The sequence below is a fragment of the Amycolatopsis sp. NPDC114478 genome (assembly GCF_055633805.1).
Genome location: NZ_JBVKDO010000016.1, coordinates 139,022 through 156,304 on the forward strand (window position 1 = coordinate 139,022; position 17,283 = coordinate 156,304).

A 17,283-nucleotide genomic window follows, 5' to 3' on the forward strand; every position below is an offset into this window, starting at 1 on the left:
GTTGCTCTGTTCGGTCGATTGCGGCCTACTCGATCATTAGGTCAAATAATCGCCGACAAGGATTAATCGCCGTGAGGAGCTGGCTGTGCACTGGGGGTCCGTGCTCGAAGAAGGCGGGGCGGGGATGGTCCGCCCGTACTTCCGCACCCATGGCCGCACGCGTCCGACCCGGGACCTCCCGATCGAGACGCTCGTGTCGATCACCCAGCGGGGGCGGGCGGTCGTGCGGGGGAGCACGACGGAGGAGACAGAGATCTGCGCGCTGCTGCGGACCTCCCAGTCGGTCGCCGAGGTCGCGGCGCGGCGGCGGATCCCGTTGGGGGTGGCGCGGGTCCTGCTGTCGGACCTGGCCGATCGCGGGCTGGTCGCGGTGCACAGCGCGCGGCGCGGCTCGGGCAACCGGCCGAGCCTCGAACTGATGGAACGCATCCTCCACGGCCTCAGCCGGCTGTGAACTCCCGGACCAGCCGCGCGAACTCCGCCGGCTGGTCGAGCGGCAGCAACGTGTAGCTGTCGGCCACCTCGACGAGCTTTCCCTTCGGCAGCAAGGCGGCCAGCCGTTCGCCGTGCTCCGGGGGCATCACGCGGTCCTCGCTCGCCCAGACGACCAGCGCCGGCCGGTCGAACGACGGCAGCCGCTCGGCCACCTCCAGGAGAACCCCCGGGGTCGCGGCGAAAGCCCGCAGCATGCGAACCGTGTCTCGGCGGACGTCCGCCTGGCTCAGCACTGGCCGGAGCCAGCCCGCCGACACCGCGTCACCGCGTTTGGTCAGCCAGCCGAACGCGATCGGGAGGCGCCGGACCGCGCGCAGCCGCATCTGCTGCATGAACAGCCCGAACAGTCCCGGCGACAGCTTTCCCGTCAGGAACAGCGTCTTGCCGGTGAGCCCGGGCGGGAAGTTGTCGAACGCGTCGCACGACGCCAGCACGACCCGGCTCACCCGCGCGTCGCCGTCCGCCATGACCAGCTGGACCAGCGCCCCGCCGGTGTCGACGCCGACCAGCGTGACGTCGCGCAGGTCGAGGCGCTCGAGGAACTCGGTGAGCAACGCGGCGATCCCGGGCAGTGAAAGGTCGGCGTCAGGCCGCATCGGGTGCCGGTGCGCACCCATCGGCAGCGTCGGGACGACACACCGGTGGCCCGCCAGTGACGCGACCGCGCTGTCCCACAACGTGCCGTCCATCAGCAGGCCGTGGACGAACACGAGCACGGGGCCCGGCCCGCCCGTGTCGGTGTACTCGACAGTTCCCGCCCCCAGCTCGATCTCCATGCCAGAAGTGAACCACGCGGTTCACAAAGTGTCGAGAGCTTCTTCACGCTCGACCGCGCGCAGCAGCGCCTCGAACCCGGCGGCCGCGCCGGCGCCGTCCGAGCTGGTCAGCAGGTCGACGAGGAAGCCGCGCAGGGTCGCGAGGATCATCGACGCGACCTCGAACTTCCGCCGCTCCGGCCAGCCGGCCGGGCAGAACGACACCAGCGTCGGCAGGTACTGCTGGGACGCGCCGTGCCCGAGCGCCGCGTACCGGCCGGGGTCGTACATCGCGAGGCCCATCGCCTGGTCCAGCACGCGCCGCAGCTGCGTCTCCTCGTCGCGCAAGCTCTCCCAAGCGGCGCGGACGCGGTCGGTCAACGTGGCGGGGGAAGCGGCGATCGCCGTCAGCGCGTTGCCGATCCGCCGTTCGCGCAGCGCGAAGACCACCTGCCGGAGCAGGTCTTCGGCGCTTTCGAAGTGGTAGAGCAGCACCTTGTGCGTCGTCCCGGCCGTGCGGGCGGCACGCCGCAGCGAGAAGTCGACGAGACCGTTCTCGGCGACGTCGTCGGTGATCTTCGCCAGCAGCTCCCGGCGGCGCGCTTCACCCCGGGGTGACCCCGTCGATCGCCGGTAGCCGGCCCGTTCGCCGGTAGCGTTGTCCACGCGGGACAGCTTGGCACGGGGAGGGGACGTCGATGCGGGTGCTGGTGACCGGCGGCAACGCGGGAATCGGCTATTTCGCCGCGGAACAGCTGGCTTCGGCCGGGGCGGAAGTGGTGATCGGGAGCCGTGACCCGGCGAAGGCGGAGGTCGCGGGCACGGCGATCCGGTCGCGGGTCGCCGGCGCGCGCGTCAGCCACGTCCGGCTCGACCTCGCCGACCCGGCCCAGGTCGCGACCGTCGACCCCGGGCCGCTCGACGCCGTCGTCTGCAACGCCGGGGTCATGCTCGACCACCCGCCGCGCCGCGAGACGCCGGCCGGCCACGAGCTGATGTTCGGCACCAACCACCTCGGTCACTTCGCGCTGGTCGCCCGGCTGCTGCCGCAACTGGCGCCGGACGCGCGGATCATCACCACCGGCAGCTTCGCGGCGAAGTCCGCGAAGCTCGACTTCGCCGACCTCCAGAGCGAACGCGACTACGTCCCGAAGCGCGCGTACGAACGCTCGAAGCTGGCCCAGATGCTCTTCGCGCTCGAACTCGACCGGCGGCTGCGCGAAACCGGCTCGAAGCGGCTGAGCGTCGTCGCCCACCCCGGGGGCGCGCTCGACTCGCTGACGCCGTCGCGCCCGCCGGTGCACGTCCGCACCCCCGGCCAGTGGCTGCGCGGCCTGCCGGCCCGCGCTCTCCTGCAGGGCAAGGACGCCGGTGCGCGGCCCGCCGTCCGCGCGGTCCTCGGCCCGGACGTCACGGGTGGCCAAATGTGGGGCCCGCGCGTGTTCGGCCTGCGCGGCCGGCCTCGCCTCGAAGAGCGCTGGGCGAACCTGACCGACGACGCCGCCCGGCGGCTTTGGGACGAGAGTGTCACGCTGACCGGAGCGGACCCACTGGTCTGAGTGCACAGCGGCCGGGCGTGAACTGTGCACATCGCACGGTGACGTCGCCGGGACCGCTGCTTACGGTGCGGGGAACCGTTCCCCTTCCCGGATTAGGAGGTCGGCGTGGCCTCAACAGTCGGTGTCGATGACTATGCCCTCACCAGAGTGCCGGACCACGCCCGGTACTCGTGGTGGTCGGTCGCCGTCCAGCGGTTCGGCCAGGTGTCCGCCCTGTCCCAGTTCCTGCTCGGAGCCACTGTCGGCTTCGGGATGAGCTTCTGGCCGGCGGTCCTGGCGTTCACGCTCGGCTCGGTCATCCTGGAGCTCATCACCATCCTCGTCGGCGTCATCGGCGTCCGCGAGGGCCTCTCGACGTCCATGATCGCCCGCTGGACCGGCTTCGGCCGCGGCGGCTCGGCGCTCATCGGGCTCGCCATCGGGATCAGCCTCATCGGCTGGTTCGGTATCCAGTCCGCGGTGTCCGCGCAGGGTCTCGTCTCGCTCATCGGCGGCCTGCCGGAGTGGGGCTGGGCGCTCGTCTTCGGCCTGCTCGTCACCGCGATCGTCGTCCGCGGCTTCCACTCCATGGCCTGGACGGCCTACCTGACCGTCCCGGCGTTCCTGATCCTCGTCGGCTGGTCGATCATCTCCGAGCTGACCCGCCACGACCTCGGCGCGCTCGTTTCGTCGGCCCCGCCCGGGCCGTCGCTGAGCCTGCTGCAGGGCACCACGCTGGTCGCCGGCGGCTTCATCGTCGGCGCCGTCATCACGCCGGACATGACCCGCTTCAACCGGTCCACTTCGGACGTCGTCAAGCAGACGCTCGTCGGGATCACGCTCGGCGAGTACGTCATCGGCCTGTCCGGTGTCCTGCTCGCGCACGCCGTCGGCAGCGCCGGGATCACCACCATCGTGACGTCGTCGGTCGGGTGGGTCGGCCTGCTGATCGTCATCGCGGGCACGATCAAGATCAACGACTGGAACCTGTACTCGTCGGGTCTCGGGGTCGTGAACTTCATCGGCACGGTGTCCGGGCGCAAGGCCCACCGCGGTCTGGTGACCGCCGTGCTCGGCGTCGCGGGCAGCCTGCTCGCCGCCGCCGGGATCCTGGCGAAGTTCACCGACTTCCTCACCGTGCTGGGCGTCGCGTTCCCGCCGATCGCCGGGATCATGGTCGCCGAGTACTTCGTCGTGAAGAAGTGGCGTGGGGACCTGGAATCGGCCCGGGCGCGGGGAACCGTGCCCGAGGACGCGCCCGTGTGGGTGCCCGCCACGCTCGTCGTCTGGGTCGCCGCGGCGCTCTTCGGGAAGTTCGTCGAATGGGGCCTGCCGAGCATCAACTCGCTCGTCGTGGGCTTCGTCCTGTACGTCGTCGCCGGGAAGCTCGGCCTGGTGCGGGGGATCGGCAGCAGCCGGACCGCCGACGCCGCTCCCGCCGTCCAATCCGCTTAAGGAGAATCTTCGTGCGCATCGGCATCGACGTCGGCGGCACCAACACCGACGCTGTCCTGCTCGACGGCCGTCAGGTGCTCGCCTCGGTCAAGACCAGCACGACCGCGGACGTCACCTCGGGCATCGTCGCCGCGATCGACGGCCTGCAGCGGCAACGCGCGTTCGACCCGGCGGCGGTAAGGGCGGTGATGATCGGCACCACGCACTTCATCAACGCCCTCGTCGAGGCCCACCGGCTCGCGCCGACCGCGGCCGTCCGGCTGAGCCTGCCGGCCGGGGCGTCGCTGCCGCCGATGGTCGACTGGCCGCAGCGGCTCGTCGACGCGGTGTCGGGGCGCAGCTACCTGGTCCACGGTGGACACGAGTTCGACGGCCGCCACATCGCGGAGCTCGACGAGAGCGAGCTGCGCAAGGCCGCCGACGACATGGGGGAGGCCGGGGTGCGCAGCGTCGCCATCACCTCGGTCTTCTCCCCGGTCAACGCCGAGTTCGAGGCCCGCGCGGCCGAGATCATCGCCGCGCAGCTGCCGGACGTGGCGATCTCGCTGTCCCACGAGATCGGCCGGATCGGCTTGCTGGAGCGCGAAAACGCGACGGTGATCAACGCGGCGCTGCGCGAGCTGGCCGCGCACATCGTCGACGGGCTGTCCGCGTCGGTCACCGGCGCGGGCATCACCGCGCCGCTGTACCTCAGCCAGAACGACGGCACGCTGATGGACGTCGACTTCGCCCGCCGCTACCCGGTGGCGACCTTCGCGTCGGGGCCCACGAACTCGATGCGCGGCGCCGCCGTGCTGTCCGGTTTGGACACCTGCGCGGTGGTCGACGTCGGCGGCACGACTTCGGACGTCGGCGTCCTGCGGCAGGGTTTTCCGCGGGAGGCGACCACCGACGTCAGCGTCGCGGGCATCCGCACCAACTTCCGGATGCCGGACGTCCTGTCGATCGGCCTCGGCGGCGGCAGCCGGGTGCGCGGGAACGTCACGGTGGGCCCGGACTCGGTCGGCTACGAGCTGACGTCGAAGGCCCTGGTCTTCGGCGGGGACACGCTCACCGCGACCGACATCGCCGTCGCGGCGGGCCGCGCCGACATCGGGGACGCGTCACTCGTGTCGCATTTGGACCGCTCGCTGGTCCGCGCGGCGCTGGACCGGATCGCCGCGGACGTGTCCGATGTGGTCGAACGGATGCGGACGTCGGCCGAGCCGCTGCCGGTGGTCGCGGTCGGCGGTGGTTCGGTGCTGCTGCCGGACGAGCTGGCCGGCTGCGGCGAGGTGCACCGGCCGGAGAACTACGCCGTGGCCAACGCGATCGGCGCGGCCATCGCGCAGATCGGCGGCGAGGTCGACCGTGTCTACGTGATCGAACCCGGCCGCCGCGAGTCCGTTGTGGACGAAGCCAAGCAGGAGGCCGTCGACCGGGCGGTTGCCGCGGGCGCGTCGCCGGCGTCGGTCGGCATCGTCGACTTCGACGAGGTGCCCATCCCGTACCTGCCCGGCAACGCCACGCGCATCCGCGTCAAGGCCGTCGGCGACCTGCAGCTGGGGGCGTGATGCGCGAGATCACCGAGCACGACCTCGACGACATCGCCCGCGGTGCCGCCATCCTCGGCACCGGGGGCGGTGGCGACCCGTACATCGGCCGGCTGCTGGCCGCCTCGGCGGTCCGCTCGCACGGGTCCGTGCCGCTGGTGCCGCTGGCGGAGGTGCCGGACGACGCCGTCGTCCTGCCGGTCGCCATGATGGGCGCGCCGACGGTCATGGTCGAGAAGCTGCCGTCGGCCGAGCAGGTCGCGCTCGCGGCCCGCACGCTCGCCGCGTACCTGGGCAAGGAGCTGACGCACATCGCGTGCGCCGAGGCGGGCGGGGTCAACTCGCTGATCCCGGTCGTCGCGGCCGCGCAGCTGGGCCTGCCGCTGGTCGACGCCGACGGCATGGGCCGGGCCTTCCCGGAGCTGCAAATGGTTTTGCCGACTTTGTACGGCATCCGCGCGACCCCGATGTCCATCGCGGACGAGAAGGGCAACCGCGGGGTACTGGACACTGTGGACAACCGGTGGGCCGAGCGGCTCGCCCGGTCGGCGACCATCGACATGGGCTGCTCGGCGATGATCAGCAACTACGCGATGTCCGGCGGCCAGGCGCGGGAGTCGCTGGTGCCCGGCACGCTCAGCCTGTGCGCCGAGCTGGGCGCGCTGGTGCGGTCCGCGCGCGCCGCGCACGAGGACCCCGTCGCGCGGGTCGTTTCCCGCCTGGGTGGGCGGCGGCTGTTCAGCGGCAAGGTCGTCGACGTCGCCCGCCGGACGGTCACCGGCTTCGCCCGCGGCGAGGCGCGGCTGTCCGGAATGGACGGCGACACCGGTGCGGAACTGGTGCTGCGCTTCCAGAACGAGCACCTGGTGGCCGAGCGCCACGGCGTCGTCGAAGCGTCGGTGCCCGACCTGATCTGCACGCTGGAACGCGAGTCCGGCGAGGCCGTGACGACCGAGGGCCTGCGGTACGGCCAGCGCGTCACGGTCATCGCCGCGCCCGCCGACCCGCGCTGGCACACGCCGGAGGGCATCGCGCTGGCCGGGCCGCGGTACTTCGGCTACGACATCGACCCGATCGGAGTCGCCGGGTGAGCTGGACCCTGACCGAAGCCGACCTGCCCGACCTCGCCCGCGGCGCCGCCGTGCTCGGCACCGGCGGCGGTGGCGATCCGTACGTCGGGCGGCTGCTCGTGCGCGAGGCGATCCGGGAGCACGGGCCGATCACGATCCTCGACCCGTCCGAAGTGGACGACGACGCGCTGGTCGTCCCGACGGCGCAGATGGGCGCGCCGACCGTGGTGCACGAGAAGCTGCCCAACGGCGCCGAGCCGGTGCTGGCGCTGCGGACGCTGGAGCGGCACCTCGGCCGGCGCGCGGACGCGACCATGCCGATCGAGTGCGGCGGCATCAACTCGATGATCCCGCTGATCGTCGGCGCCCGGCTCGGGCTGCCGGTGGTCGACGCCGACGGCATGGGCCGGGCGTTCCCCGAGCTGCAGATGGAGACGTTCGGCGTCTACGGCGTCACCGGGTCGCCGATGGCCATCGGCGGCGAGCGCGGCGAGACGACGGTGATCGACACCGGCGCGGACAACAAGCGGATGGAGTGGCTGGCCCGCGGCGTCACCATCCGGCTCGGCGGGGTCGCGCACATCGCCGAGTACGCGATGAGCGGCGCCGAGGTGAAGCGGACGGCGGTGCCGCAAACGCTTTCGCTGGCGCTGACCGTGGGCCGCACGATCCGGGAGGCGCGGGAAGCCAACGAAGATCCGGTCGAGCGGCTGGCTTCGGCGTTGACGACGACGCCGTACCAGCACCTGCGGGTGCTCTTCCGCGGCAAGGTGTCCGATGTGGAGCGGCGCACCGAGGCGGGCTTCGCGCGGGGCCGCGCGGCGGCGGTGTCGCTCGACGGTTCGAGCAAGCTGGAGATCCTGTTCCAGAACGAGAACCTGCTGGCCACTGTGGACGGTACCGTGCGGTGTCTCGTGCCCGACCTGATCTGCGTGCTGGAGTCCGCGACGGCCGAGCCGATCACCACCGAGACGCTGCGGTTCGGCCAGCGCGTCACCGTCGTCGGCATCTCGACGCCGCCGTTGATGCGGACGCCGGAAGCCCTCGACACGTTCGGCCCGGGGGCGTTCGGGCTGCCGCACCCGTTCGTGCCCGTCGAACAGATCACAGCGGAGACGTGAGCGGCCGGCTCGTCTACTGTGGTCAGTCATGCGCATCACCGCCGGTGACGTGGCCGCCCTCGAACGCGGGGTGGCCCTGCTCGGGTCCGGCGGTGGCGGGGACACCGTCACCGCCGCCGTCCTGCTGCGCCGGTTGCTCGCCGACGGCCGCGCGCTCGAGGTTTCGCCGGTGGCCGGCCTGGCGCCGTCGGCCCGGGTGGTGCCGATCGGCGTCGTCGGCGCGACGGCGGCGTTCACCGAGAAGCTGCCGGGCGGCGACGAGTTCGCGTCCGCCGTGGCGGCGATCGAGCGGTGGACGGGCGAGCGCGCCGACGCGCTGATGTCCATCGAGATCGGCGGCCTCAACGGGCTGCTGCCACTGGTCGTGGCCGACCAGCTCGGGCTGGGGTACGTCGACGCGGACCTGTCCGGGCGCGGGCTGCCCCGGCTCGACCAGTTTTCGGTGGCCGCGACCGGCCGCGGGGTCGCGCCGGCGGCGCTGGCCGAGCCCGGCGGGCAGGTGGTGGTGCTGGCGGCCGGCTCCGACGTGGTGATCGAGCGGGGCACGCGGGCGTTCCTGGCCAGCTCGGGCGGGTGGGCGGCGTTCGCGCTGGCCCCGATCCCGGCGGGCGAGCTGGCGTCGTGTTCGGTGGGCGGGACGACGAGCGGCGCGCTTGCGCTCGGCCGCCGGGTGCTGGCGGTGGGGGAGAGCCCACCGCGGGAGGCGCTCGAAGCGGCGTTGGCGGGCTCGGTGCTGGCGCGTGGCCGGGTCATCGAGGTGGCGCGGCACCCCGGCCCCGGCCGGCACGGCAGCCCGGGGTTCGGCCGCGGCAGCGTCACGCTGGCGGACCACCGCGACGGCGCGCTGCTGAGGGTGGAGATGGAGAACGAGTACCTGCTGGCGTTGCGCGACGGGGCACCGGTGGCGTCGACGCCGGACGTGCTGTCGGTGCTGGACCACCGGACGGGGGTCCCGGTGTCGTGCGACGCGATCCGCGCGGGGGTGGAGGTGGACGTGGTCCGCCTGGCGGCGGCCGAGTTCTGGACCGACCCGCGCCGGTTGCCGGTGCTGCAGCCGAGGGCGTACGGAATCGACTGCGACCCGGTGGGGTTCCCGTGAGCGCGCCGAGGCCGGCCCCGGCGTTGCCCCGGCGGGCCGAGTCCTGCCGCGGTGGGGCTCCCGTGAGCCGGCTCCGGCGGGTGGGGCTGCCGTGAGCCTGCGCCGAGTTCTCGCCCTTCCCGGCTGGTCCGAACACGTTCGGGTGCTCGCCGGCGCTTCCGGACTGGACCGTCCACTTGCGACCGTTCAAGCCACTTTGGACGCTTCCCACCTCCCCGCGGCCGGGGAGCTCGCCGTGGTCGCCCGGCCGATCGCCGGGACCGACTGGCAGATCGATGCCCTTCTTCGCCGCTGCGCCGATGCCGGGGCCGCCGCCGTCCTGCTCTCCGGGACCGAGCCGCTCAGCGCGTCGCGGCTGCTTGCCGATCGGCTGGGCGTTCCGCTGCTCGTCACCTCGGCCTCGCCGCTCGATCTGCTCGTCGAAGCTCGGCTGCTGCTCGCCGCGCCCGAGCTCGATCGGGCCGAGCTGCTCCTCGCTACCCACCGCGCGCTCGGGGACCGGCTGCGGCCGCCCGAAGAGGTCGTCGCCGTGCTGCGGCGGCTGCTGCGCTCGCCCGTGGCCGTGCTCGACGACCGGGGGGTGCCGCTCGCCGGGGAGGTCGGCGGGCGCGTCCGGCTGGACGAAGCCGTGCCCCAGCGGACCGAGCTCGACGACGGTGTCCTGCTCGCCCACCCCGTCCTGCTGCAGCGGCCCGCGATGTGGCTGGCCGCCGAGCTCCGGGGGACCGAGGCCGCGCGGGCCGACGACGTGCCGCCCGCACTCGCCGTCGCCGCCGGGGCGCTGCAGCGGTGGCTCCTGGCCAACCGCCTCGAGCTGGAACGCGACGCGCGCTCGCGCACCGCGTTGCTCGGCGACCTCCTGCGCCTGGACACCGAGCCCGGCGCGGACCTGCGCCGCCGCGTCGCCGACGCCGGCTGGCGGCTCGGCGGCTGGCACGTCGGGCTGCACCTGGGCGTCCCGGCGGCCGTCGACACGGTCGCGCGGACCCAGGAAGTCCTGCGGGCGCTGGACGTCGAGGCCGTCGTCGAGCACGGCGACGGCTGGACCGGCTGGGTCACCTTCGACCACGAACCCACGGCGGAGCGGGTGCGCGCGCTGGCGACCCGGCTCCAGGCGGCGCACCGGACGCTGCGCCTGGGCGCGCACATGGGCGTCGGGCGGCCGCACCCGCGTCCGGAAGGACTGGCCGCGACGGTCGCGGAAGCCCTCGACGCCGCCCGCCTCGCCGCGACCCGGCCCGAGACGGGCCACTTCCTGCACGTCGACCAGCTCGGCATGGCCCAGCTGCTGCTGGAGTGGACCCGCACGGACACGTTCGAACCGGCCGCGCGAGCGCTGGTCGCGCCGCTGCGGTCGGTGCCGGGCGACCTCGTCCGGACGCTGGCCGCCTACCTGGACGCGGAGTCGTCGATCGCCGAGACCGCCACGGTGCTGGGCGTGCACCGCAACACCGTGGCGGCCCGGATCGCGCGGATCGAGCAGCTGCTCGGCGTGGACCTGTCCCGCCCGGACGAGCGGCTGGCGCTGCACCTCGCGTCCCGGGCGGTGATCCTTTCGGGGGAGTGACTAGTTGTCGTTCCCGCCGCCGGTGACGTTCCCGATGCTGGCGGGCACGCCCTTGATCATGTCGACGACGGTCTTGCCCGCCAGCCCCGACTTTCCGAACCACGGGTCGGTCATGATCTTGATGGCCGACTCGAACTTCTCGGCGCCTTCCTTGCCGAAGACCTTGCCGAGCTGTTCGACCGAGAAGTTGTTGATCTTGTCGAACTTCGCCAGGATCTCGGGCGTGACACCGTCCACCTTGGACAGCTTGTCCTTGATGACGGCGGTCATCTGATCGGTGAACGGCTTGTGCGGCTTGGGATCCGGGGTGGGTGCGGGGTCCGGAGTGGACGAAGACGGCGCGGGGTCGGGCTTCGCCGGCTCCGGCTTCGGCTCCGGAGTGGCCGAGGAGGAAGAAGGTGCGGACTCGGGCTTCGGTTCTGGAGTGGCTGACGAGGGCTTGGGTTCTGGGGTCGCCGACGACGACGACGGCGGCGCCGGTTCCGGCTTGGGCTCGGGCTTCGGCTCAGGGGCCGCCGAGGACGACGACGGTGCGGGTTCCGGTTTCGGCTCGGGCGCGGGCTCGGGTTTCGGCTCGGGCTCTGGAGTTGCCGAGGAGGGCTTGGGCTCCGGGGTCGCCGAGGACGGCGCAGGTTCCGGCTTCGGCTCGGGTTTGGGCTCCGGCTTAGGCTCGGGCTTGGGTTCCGGAGTAGCCGACGACGGCTTCGGCCCCGGGGTCGCGTCCGGCTTCGGTGCCGCCGGCGGCTTGGGCGTCGGGGTCGGGGTCAAGCTGCTCGTCGGAGGCTTCGCCCCGGCGATCTCGTCCCCCGCTTTGCCCATCTTCGCCAGCGCCTTCACCAGGTCCGCCAGCTTCTTGCCCAGCTGCATCAGCTTCGTGCCGATCTTGCCCAGCGCCGTGGCTACCGTGCCGATCGTCGTCGTGATGAACAGCGCGATCGACGCGCCGAACGTCACCGGGGCGAGCGCCGCCGCGATCAGGGCGCCCTTGATGATCGTCGCCAGGAGCATCGCGATCAGGTCGCGCAGGATGCCGCGGAACGCGCCGACGATGCCGCCCGCGATCATCATGTTCTTGCCGGCCTGGTCGAGGTAGCCGCCGAGGGAGGTCAGCTGCTCGGTGACCGCGTCCATGTCCTTCTTGAACTGCTCCGCCGCGTTGCCGGACCAGTCCTTCATGAGCGTGGCGAGGGCTTCCTGGTGCTGCTGCGACCACCCTTCGAGCTTCTTCTTCTCGGCCTTGAGCGCGTCGCCGGCCGCCTGGATGCCGATCGGGTCGCCCATCAGGATGTCCAGCGGCCACCGCAGGATCGTGATGTGCTCGATGAGCCAGCCGATCCCGGCCGTCAGCAGGCTGCCGATCGGGTCCAGCACGAGACCGATCGTCTCCAGCGCCATGCCCGCCGCGCCGATGCCGATCGCGACCTTGTCGTTCTCCTTGACGGCCTTGTCCAGCCCGACCGCCGCTTCGAAGAACCCGGCCCCGGCGGCGGCGTTGTCCTTGTTGAACAGATCGGAGCCGTGGAGGCTGACGTCCTTGCTCTGGTAGTCGTCGCCCACTATTCGAACCTCACGATCGAGTCGACGGCGTCTTGTTCGCCCGCCTGGTAGCGCTTCGCGGCTTCGGCGACCTTGTCCGCGAACTCGCCGATGGTCTTGGCGTAGTCCCCGAACTGGTGGTGCGCCTTGTCCGTCCACGTGCTCGCGCCCGCCGCCATCAGCTGGCACGCCGGGTTGATGCCGAACATGCCCGGGTCGCAGGTCATGCCGCCGACCAGGTCCGCGGTGCTCCGCAGGTTGCTCTGGAGCTCGTCGAGGTGCTTGCCGAAGGTGGCCAGGGGCTCCGAGTCGACCCTGAACCCGCCGCCGCTCACCAGGGGTTCGATTCGTCGTCGAAGCGGTCGTCGGCCGAGGGACGGCGACGCGGAGCGGGGCCGGCGGCCGGCGGTGCGGGCGGACGGGCCGGGGGAGCGGCGGGCGGCGGAGGGGGCTCGACGGGGGTCTCCGGCGCCGCGAAGTCGCCGTCCGGCGGCGGGTCCGGCGGCAGGAACGACCGGACCATGTCGGTCGACTCGCCGTCGCCGTTGATGGTGGCGAAGGAGTCCGCGACGCTGCGGGCAGTCCGGCGCTGCGCTTCCCGCACGGTGCCCATGATCGCCGCGGTCAGCCGCGCCGGGCCCAGTTCGCACGCCCGGTGCCCGAGCTCGAGGTTCGTGAGCGCGCCGTTCGGCGCGAGCGTGACGGTGACCGCGCCGTCGCGGGAGCGGACGGTCGCACCGGCGGCGGAAAGCGCTTCACCCAGCGCGGCCGCCTTCGACTGCATGTCCCGGACCTGCCGCTCGAGCAGCAGCTGGAAGTCCTCGCCTGGCCCCAGGTTCGGTTGCACGAATTCGACTCCTCGCCACGCCGGGGTGCGGGGCGCCGACCCCGTGATCGCGCCAGATTAGCGCACACCGGACATTCATCTGGTGATCGTGCGCAGTATGCCTGGATGACTCCCCGATGTTGCCCGCGAATGCCTCGATCGGGTTTGACCCGGACCACGCTCCGGGTTGCACGATCGGGTGCATGACACGATTGGACGACTACCGGGCGCTCGGCCGCTCCGGGCTGCGGGTGTCCCCGCTGGCACTGGGCGCGATGACCTTCGGCACCGGACCCTTCTGCGCCGACGACGACACGGCGCGGAAGGTCTTCCGCGCCTACGTCGAGGGCGGCGGCAACTTCGTCGACACGGCGGACAACTACAGCGCCGGCCGCAGCGAGGAGCTGGTCGGGGAGTTCCTCCGCGACGTCGATCGCGACGACGTCGTGCTCGCCACCAAGTACTCCGGACCCGAGTTCCGGGACGGCGCCCCGTATTCGGACCCGCGCCGCCGCAGCAACGGCCGCAAGAACATGGTCGCCTCGCTGGAGGCGTCGCTGCGGCGGCTGCGCGTCGACCACGTCGACCTGTACTGGCTGCACGTCTGGGACGGCTGCACCCCGGCCGAGGAGGTCATGGCGGCGTTCGGCGATCTCGTGCGCGCCGGGAAGATCCGCGCCGCCGGGCTCAGCGACGTCCCGGCCTGGTACGCGACGAAGGCGGCGATGCTCGGCGGCCCGCCGGTGACCGCGCTGCAGCTGGAACATTCGCTGCTCGAGCGGGCGATTGAAGCCGAGTACGTGCCCCTGGCCCGTGAGTTCGGCATCGCGATCCAGCCGTGGGGCGCGATCGGCGGCGGGTTCCTGTCCGGCAAGTACACCCGCGAGGGCACGGGCACCGGCCGGCTCGCCGGCGGCGCGGCCTTCCGGTCGCTGCCCGAGGCGCGCTGGGCGATCCTCGACGTCGTCCGCGAGGTCGCGGCCGAGGCCGGCGCGACGGCCGCCCAGGTGGCCCTGCACTGGGTGACCCGCCGGCCGGGCATGCCCGCGCCGCTGATCGGCGCGCGATCCCCCGAGCAACTCGCCGAGACGGTGGGCGCGCTCGCCCTCGACCTCACCGACGCCCAGCTCGACCGGCTGACCGCGGTCAGCGCGCCGGAACTGCCGTTCCCGCACCGGATCCTGGCGCGCCTCAACGCCGGGTTGCCGGGCTAACCCCGGCCGTGGTGGCCTTCGTCGCCGACGGTGTCGGCGTGCGGCTCGCCGTCCTGGCAGGTCACCACGACCACGTTCTCCGTGCCGCCGTTCTTGAACTTGACCGACGCCGTGGCGGCCGGGCCGCGCGAGACGTCGTCGGCGCGGAAGCCCGGGTCCGGGCTCCACGAGAGCAGGGTGACCCGGTCGCCCGCGCACGTGGCGACGATGGTGCCGCCGGACACGGTCAGGCCGCGCGGCGCCGGGGCGCTCGACGTCGTCGGAGTGGTCGGCGGGACGGTCACGCTCGTGCTCGACGGCACGGTTTCCAGGGCGCGGGCGACGTCGTCGGCGGACAGCGGCTGGTTCTGCGAACCGAGGATGCCGGCGCCGACGACGTCGAGGGCCACCGTGCCGACGCCCGCGGTGACGGCGGCGGCCAGCAGCCAGCCCGCCGCCATCAGCACTCCGCGCCTGTTCACCCGTCCACTGTGCCATCCAGGCGGGTTAAGACACGGCTAAGGCGGCCTTAGCGTTCGCCGGGAACCCGGCGAAGCGGCGGCGCGTGTGTAGCCTCCCGAGCATGGCGACCGTGCTGCTCGTCGAGGACGACCCGACCATCCGCACGGCCGTGCTGCGCGCGCTGACCGAGCGCGGGCACGCGGTGACGTCCGCGCCGACCGCGATGGCCGGGCTCCAGGCGGCCGTCACCGACCGGCCCGACGTCGTGCTGCTCGACCTGGGCTTGCCCGACCTCGACGGCCGCGAGGTGCTGCGGATGGTGCGGGCGGTCAGCGCGGTGCCGATCATCGTGGTCACCGCCCGCGGCGCGGAGGAGGAAATCGTCCGGCTGCTCGACGCGGGCGCCGACGACTACGTGGTCAAGCCGTTCGGCGGTGCCCAGCTCGACGCGCGGATCCGGGCGGTGCTGCGGCGCGCCGAGCCGGAGGAGACGACCGCGCCGGTGGTCGTCGGCGGTCTGTCGGTCGACGCGCGGACGCGCCAGGCGTCGCTCGACGGCGCGCCGCTGGACCTCACCCCGCGCGAGTTCGACCTGCTGCACTACCTGGCGAGCCGGGCGGGAACCGTGGTGAGCAAGCGCGAACTGCTCGCCGACGTGTGGAAGCTGCCCTACGCCGGCGCGGACAAGACCGTCGACGTCCACCTGTCGTGGCTGCGGCGCAAGCTCGGCGAAACCGCGCAGGAACCGCGGTACCTGCACAGCGTGCGGCGCGTCGGCGTCCGGCTGGCCGAACCGGGGGCCGGGGCGTGAGGAAGCGGCTCGCGGTGCTGGTCGCGGCCGCGATGAGCCTGGTGCTCGTGGCGTTCCTGGTGCCGCTGGCGATCCTGCTGCGGTCGGTCACCGCGGACCGCGCGGTCACCGCCGCCACGGCGAAGGCACAGTCCCTGACGTCCCTGGTGGCGACGGCCGACACGGTGACGCTGCGGCCCGCCGTCGACCAGCTCAACACGACCGCCGGCCACCCCGTGACGGTGTTCCTGCCGGACGGCACGGTGCTCGGCGCGCCGACCCCGCGCACGCCCGGCGTCACGCTGGCCGCGGCGCAGGGCGCGAGCCTCACCGTCGAGGACGACGCGGGCCGCGAAATCCTCGTCGCGGTCCAGGGGCTGCCGCGCGGGACCGCCGTCGTCCGGGCCTTCGTCGACCGCGCCGAACTGACCCGCGGGCTGGGCGCGGCGTGGCTGGTGCTGGCGGCGCTCGGCGTGGTGCTGCTGGCGCTCGGGGTGGTCGTCGCCGACCGGCTGGCCCGGTCGATCGTGCGGCCGGTGCACGAGCTCGCGGCGGTGTCGCGACGGCTGGCCGAGGGTGATCTGGACGCGCGGGCCGTGCCCGGCGGGCCGGGGGAGGTGCGCTCGGTGGCGGCCGCGCTCAACCTCCTCGCCGCGCGGATCCGCGACCTGGTCCGCCAGGAACGCGAGGCGGTGGCCGACATCTCGCACCGCCTGCGGACGCCGTTGACCGTGCTGCGGCTGGACGCCGAGTCGTTGCGCGACCCGGCCGAAGCCGACCGGATCACCGGGCACGCGGAGAGCCTGGAGCGCCAGGTCACGGCGTTGATCGACCAGGCGCGGGCCCGGGACTCGGCGCCCGGCTCGTGCGATGCGGCTTCGGTGGTGGGCGAGCGGGCGGAGTTCTGGTCGGTGCTGGCGCAGGACCAGGACCGCGCGGTGACGGTCGAGGTCGCGCCGGGCCCGCTGCCGGTCGCGGCCGGGCCGGCCGAGCTGGCCGCGTGCCTGGACGCGTTGCTGGGCAACGTCTTCGCGCACACACCCGAGGGAACCGCGTACGCGATCCGGTTGACGGGGACGCCCGAGGGGGCGCGCCTGGAGGTCTCGGACGAGGGGCCGGGGTTCGACTTCGACGACGTCGAGCGCGGTGCGAGCGGGGCCGGGTCGACGGGGCTCGGACTCGACATCGCGCGGCAGACGGCGCGCGCGTCCGGCGGGACGTTCACGGTGACCCGCGGGCGGCCGCGCGGGGCGCGGATCGTGCTGGAACTCGGAACGCCGTTAGGGATGCCTTAAGCCGCGCGCAGCGCGCCGCTATCCGCCGGTGCGTGAAGCTTCTTTCGTTGGCAGGGAACGAAAAGGAGCAGACATGCGCAAGATTCTGGTGATCGCGGCGGCCGGCGCGGCGCTCGCGGTGGGCGGCACCACGGCGGCCCTCGCGCAGTCCGGCGCGGACGACGGCACGCGGGTGCCGACGACGGAGACCTCGGCCGCCACGGAGACCACACGCGGCAGCGGAGTCACGGAAACGAGCGCGCCGAGCACGCACCCGAGCGCGACGGCGCCGAGCACGTACCCGACGCGCACCCACGACCTCGGCGACGATCGCGGCGGCCGCGGCGTTGAGCCGGGCGATGACCACGGTGGTCGTGGGGTCGAGCCGGGCGACGATCACGGTGGTCGTGGGGTCGAGGCGGGGGACGACCGCGGTGGTCGCGGGGCCGAAACGGGCGACGATCGCGGCGGTCGCGGCGTCGAAACGGGCGACGATCGCGGCGGTCGCGGCGTCGAGACCGGCAATGACCACGGCGGCCGCCGCTGAGCCGGCTGTCCACACCGGACCGG

At 73.1% G+C, this 17,283-nt stretch carries 18 protein-coding genes; 12 read left to right on the plus strand and 6 right to left on the minus strand.

The features are described 5' to 3' along the window. Positions 1 to 85: 85 nt before the first annotated feature. Positions 86 to 454, plus strand: a complete 369-nt coding sequence (locus ACZ7OH_RS35885) for a DUF742 domain-containing protein (RefSeq protein WP_400897887.1) — start codon at positions 86 to 88, stop codon at positions 452 to 454. Here the strand turns inward: ACZ7OH_RS35885 and ACZ7OH_RS35890 are convergent. Both ACZ7OH_RS35890 and ACZ7OH_RS35895 read right to left on the minus strand, forming a co-directional pair. Further along, the gene (locus ACZ7OH_RS35890; RefSeq protein WP_470284916.1) at positions 441 to 1,271 is read right to left on the minus strand and encodes an alpha/beta fold hydrolase; all 831 of its coding nucleotides are present in this window, start codon (positions 1,269 to 1,271) and stop codon (positions 441 to 443) included. The genes ACZ7OH_RS35885 and ACZ7OH_RS35890 overlap by 14 nt on opposite strands. Before the next feature lie 21 nt (positions 1,272 to 1,292). Next, entirely contained in the window at positions 1,293 to 1,916 is a 624-nt protein-coding gene (locus ACZ7OH_RS35895) for a TetR/AcrR family transcriptional regulator (protein WP_470284917.1), read from the minus strand. A 32-nt stretch (positions 1,917 to 1,948) separates the two neighbouring features. Here ACZ7OH_RS35895 and ACZ7OH_RS35900 point away from each other — a divergent pair, with 32 nt between their 5' ends. The 7 genes from ACZ7OH_RS35900 to ACZ7OH_RS35930 all read left to right on the plus strand — a co-directional run bounded on the left by ACZ7OH_RS35900 (position 1,949) and on the right by ACZ7OH_RS35930 (position 10,632). Continuing rightward, the gene (locus ACZ7OH_RS35900; protein ID WP_470284918.1) at positions 1,949 to 2,809 is read left to right on the plus strand and encodes an SDR family NAD(P)-dependent oxidoreductase; all 861 of its coding nucleotides are present in this window, start codon (positions 1,949 to 1,951) and stop codon (positions 2,807 to 2,809) included. Between the two features lie 105 nt (positions 2,810 to 2,914). Next, positions 2,915 to 4,243 (plus strand): purine-cytosine permease family protein, encoded by a 1,329-nt coding sequence (locus ACZ7OH_RS35905; protein WP_400897895.1) that lies wholly within the window; start codon positions 2,915 to 2,917, stop codon positions 4,241 to 4,243. Between the two features lie 11 nt (positions 4,244 to 4,254). Continuing rightward, the gene (locus ACZ7OH_RS35910; protein ID WP_470284919.1) at positions 4,255 to 5,796 is read left to right on the plus strand and encodes a hydantoinase/oxoprolinase N-terminal domain-containing protein; all 1,542 of its coding nucleotides are present in this window, start codon (positions 4,255 to 4,257) and stop codon (positions 5,794 to 5,796) included. Further along, on the plus strand, positions 5,796 to 6,866 hold the full coding sequence (locus ACZ7OH_RS35915; RefSeq protein ID WP_470284920.1) for a DUF917 domain-containing protein: 1,071 nt from the start codon (positions 5,796 to 5,798) through the stop codon (positions 6,864 to 6,866). Before ACZ7OH_RS35910 ends, ACZ7OH_RS35915 begins: the two co-directional genes overlap by 1 nt. Continuing rightward, complete coding sequence (locus ACZ7OH_RS35920) at positions 6,863 to 7,966, plus strand: DUF917 domain-containing protein (RefSeq protein ID WP_470284921.1); 1,104 nt, start codon at positions 6,863 to 6,865, stop codon at positions 7,964 to 7,966. The genes ACZ7OH_RS35915 and ACZ7OH_RS35920 overlap by 4 nt, the downstream gene beginning before the upstream one ends. A gap of 28 nt (positions 7,967 to 7,994) precedes the next feature. Continuing rightward, entirely contained in the window at positions 7,995 to 9,065 is a 1,071-nt protein-coding gene (locus ACZ7OH_RS35925; protein WP_470284922.1) for a DUF917 domain-containing protein, read from the plus strand. A 196-nt stretch (positions 9,066 to 9,261) separates the two neighbouring features. Beyond that, positions 9,262 to 10,632 carry a PucR family transcriptional regulator gene (locus ACZ7OH_RS35930; RefSeq protein WP_470284923.1) on the plus strand — a complete coding sequence of 457 codons (1,371 nt, stop codon included), beginning with the start codon at positions 9,262 to 9,264 and terminating at the stop codon, positions 10,630 to 10,632. On the opposite strand, the gene ACZ7OH_RS35935 is transcribed toward ACZ7OH_RS35930, so the two are convergent. From ACZ7OH_RS35935 to ACZ7OH_RS35945, 3 genes are read right to left on the minus strand one after another with little or no spacing between them, the layout of a single operon-like run. Beyond that, the gene (locus tag ACZ7OH_RS35935) at positions 10,633 to 12,189 is read right to left on the minus strand and encodes a WXG100 family type VII secretion target (protein ID WP_470284924.1); all 1,557 of its coding nucleotides are present in this window, start codon (positions 12,187 to 12,189) and stop codon (positions 10,633 to 10,635) included. After that, entirely contained in the window at positions 12,189 to 12,503 is a 315-nt protein-coding gene (locus ACZ7OH_RS35940) for a hypothetical protein (protein WP_470284925.1), read from the minus strand. The genes ACZ7OH_RS35935 and ACZ7OH_RS35940 overlap by 1 nt, the downstream gene beginning before the upstream one ends. Further along, positions 12,500 to 13,015, minus strand: coding sequence for a YbaB/EbfC family nucleoid-associated protein (locus ACZ7OH_RS35945; RefSeq protein WP_470284926.1), 516 nt, complete (start codon positions 13,013 to 13,015; stop codon positions 12,500 to 12,502). Before ACZ7OH_RS35945 ends, ACZ7OH_RS35940 begins: the two co-directional genes overlap by 4 nt. 182 nt (positions 13,016 to 13,197) lie before the next feature. Between ACZ7OH_RS35945 and ACZ7OH_RS35950 the strand changes: the two genes are divergently transcribed. Continuing rightward, the gene (locus tag ACZ7OH_RS35950) at positions 13,198 to 14,208 is read left to right on the plus strand and encodes an aldo/keto reductase (protein ID WP_470284927.1); all 1,011 of its coding nucleotides are present in this window, start codon (positions 13,198 to 13,200) and stop codon (positions 14,206 to 14,208) included. Here ACZ7OH_RS35950 and ACZ7OH_RS35955 read toward each other — a convergent pair. Then, a complete protein-coding gene (locus ACZ7OH_RS35955) occupies positions 14,205 to 14,669 on the minus strand; it encodes a hypothetical protein (RefSeq protein WP_470284928.1) in 465 nt (154 codons plus the stop codon). The two genes, ACZ7OH_RS35950 and ACZ7OH_RS35955, sit on opposite strands and share 4 nt — an antisense overlap. A 101-nt stretch (positions 14,670 to 14,770) precedes the next feature. Between ACZ7OH_RS35955 and ACZ7OH_RS35960 the strand changes: the two genes are divergently transcribed. From ACZ7OH_RS35960 to ACZ7OH_RS35970, 3 genes are all read left to right on the plus strand, one after another. Next, the gene (locus tag ACZ7OH_RS35960; protein ID WP_470284929.1) at positions 14,771 to 15,460 is read left to right on the plus strand and encodes a response regulator transcription factor; all 690 of its coding nucleotides are present in this window, start codon (positions 14,771 to 14,773) and stop codon (positions 15,458 to 15,460) included. Next, on the plus strand, positions 15,457 to 16,734 hold the full coding sequence (locus ACZ7OH_RS35965) for a sensor histidine kinase (RefSeq protein WP_470284930.1): 1,278 nt from the start codon (positions 15,457 to 15,459) through the stop codon (positions 16,732 to 16,734). Before ACZ7OH_RS35960 ends, ACZ7OH_RS35965 begins: the two co-directional genes overlap by 4 nt. Positions 16,735 to 16,807: 73 nt before the next feature. Then, complete coding sequence (locus ACZ7OH_RS35970; protein ID WP_470284931.1) at positions 16,808 to 17,260, plus strand: hypothetical protein; 453 nt, start codon at positions 16,808 to 16,810, stop codon at positions 17,258 to 17,260. The last annotated feature ends 23 nt before the right edge of the window (positions 17,261 to 17,283 follow it).